The 1,816-nt window shown below is 69.4% G+C and carries 3 protein-coding genes; 2 read left to right on the top strand and 1 reads right to left on the bottom strand.

All coding sequences use genetic code 11. The annotated features are described in order from the left end of the window. Both rio1 and Q0916_RS05115 read left to right on the top strand, forming a co-directional pair. Positions 1-855, top strand: an 855-nt coding sequence (gene rio1 / locus Q0916_RS05110; RefSeq protein WP_299235265.1) for a serine/threonine-protein kinase Rio1, incomplete at its 5' end; no start/stop codon positions are given. Beyond that, on the top strand, positions 852-1,388 hold the full coding sequence (locus tag Q0916_RS05115) for a GNAT family N-acetyltransferase (protein ID WP_299235268.1): 537 nt from the start codon (positions 852-854) through the stop codon (positions 1,386-1,388). The genes rio1 and Q0916_RS05115, both read left to right, overlap by 4 nt. A gap of 8 nt (positions 1,389-1,396) precedes the next feature. Here Q0916_RS05115 and Q0916_RS05120 read toward each other — a convergent pair. After that, the coding region (locus Q0916_RS05120; RefSeq protein WP_299235271.1) for a winged helix-turn-helix domain-containing protein at positions 1,397-1,816 on the bottom strand (420 nt) is incomplete at its 5' end.

A 1,816-nucleotide genomic window follows, 5' to 3' on the forward strand; every position in this document is an offset into this window, starting at 1 on the left:
GTCTCGGACACCGAGGCCGACCGCATCGCCCGGCGGCGCGACCGCGAGTTCCTCGAGTTCCGCAAGCGCATCAAGGACGCCGACCAGTTCAAGGTCGAGGCGTCGGTGTTCGACGATGCCACCCTGGGCGCGCTGTACAAGCTCGTCCAGGACGGCTACATCGACGCGTTCGGCGGCCCGCTCTCGACCGGGAAGGAGGCCAACGTCTACCTCGCGGCCGCCCCGGACACCGAGGTCGCGGTGAAGATCTACCGCATCAACGCCTCCGACTTCCGCTCGATGCGTGACTACCTCGAGGGCGACCCCCGCTTCGAGGGCATCGGCTCGGACAAGAAGAAGGTCGTCACCGCGTGGACGAAGAAGGAGTACGCCAACCTCAAGCGCGCCATCGCGGCCGGAGTCCGGGTCCCCGAGCCGGTCGCCGTGCAGCGGAACGTCCTCGTGATGGAGTTCCTCGGCACCGACGGCCGGCGGGCCCACCGCCTCAACGAGGTGGACGTGGAGAACCCGGAGACCGCCTACGAGGTGGTCCGGGAGTACACCCGTCGGCTCTACGACGCCGGCCTCGTCCACGGGGACCTCTCCGAGTACAACATCGTCGTCCACGAGGGGGAGCTGGCGCTGCTGGACCTCGGGCAGGCGGTCACGGTGCATCACCCTCACGCCACCGAGTTCCTGGAGCGTGACTGCCGGAACGTGGCGAACTTCTTCGCCCGGACCGGCGCCGACACCGACGCCGATGCGCTCTTCGACTACGTCACCCGTGCCCGCGACGGCGACGAGGCACCAGAGGACGCTCCCGCCGTCCCCGGCTCCGAGGCGGACGTCGCGGACGAGGGGGCCGACCCGTCGTGAGGCTCCGCGAAGCCGGACCCGGCGACGCGGATGCCATCGCCGCGGTCGCCGCGGACGCGTGGTGGGCGGCCTGCTCGGCCGCGCTATCGGCCGACGCCGTCCGGACCGCGCTGTCGGACCTGTACGACGAGGCGTTCCTCGGCGAGGTCGCCGCCGAGGCGGCCGACCAACCGGATTTCCGGTTCCTCGTTGCCGTGGAGACGGAGGCCGGCGGTGAGGGCCCGGAGGACGGCGAGACGGTCGTCGGCTTCGCCAGCGCGGCGCGCGAGTGGGCCGACGAGGTCGAGCTGTTCACGCTGTACGTCGACCCCGACCGGTGGGGCGAGGGGGTCGGGAGCGAGCTGCTGGCGGCGCTCGAGGCGTGGGCGGCCGACCGCGGTGCCGAGCGGATGGTCTGCTCGGCGCTCGCGGACAACGCTGTCGCCGTCGGCTTCCTCGAATCGCGGGGGTTCGAGCGGACCCGCGAGGTCGAGGCGGCGGTCGGCGGCGAGACGACGGCCGAGTACGAGTTCGAGAAGTCGCTCGACGGCTGAGGCCGGCGCTACTCGCGGGGGTTGTTCTCGTCCAGGCTCGCGAGGATCTCCGGGTCCGTTCGGAACTTCAGCACGTTGTGGATGACGGAGTTGCGGATGTTCTCGACGACGGGCCCGTGCGTCTTGTAGAACTCGTGGATCCACTTGGACTCGGCCTGCCGGGAGGCGAACATCATCACCGACTTCCACTGGTACTCCCCATCGGAGAGGAAGTAGAACAGCGTGTTCGGCGAGTCGCGGATGTACTCCATCGCGTCGCGCCAGCGGTCGTCGAAGTTCTCCGGGTTGAGCTTGAACTCGAACAGCCCGAAGATGAAGTACTCCTCGTTGGGGATGACGGCCTCGCGGAAGACGCCGTGCTCGCGCATCCCCCGGATGGACTCGCTGACCGTGACGTGCGAGACGTCGATGTCGTACTTCTCCTCCAG

This window comes from Natronomonas sp. (assembly GCF_028274965.1).
Lineage (GTDB): Archaea > Halobacteriota > Halobacteria > Halobacteriales > Haloarculaceae > Natronomonas.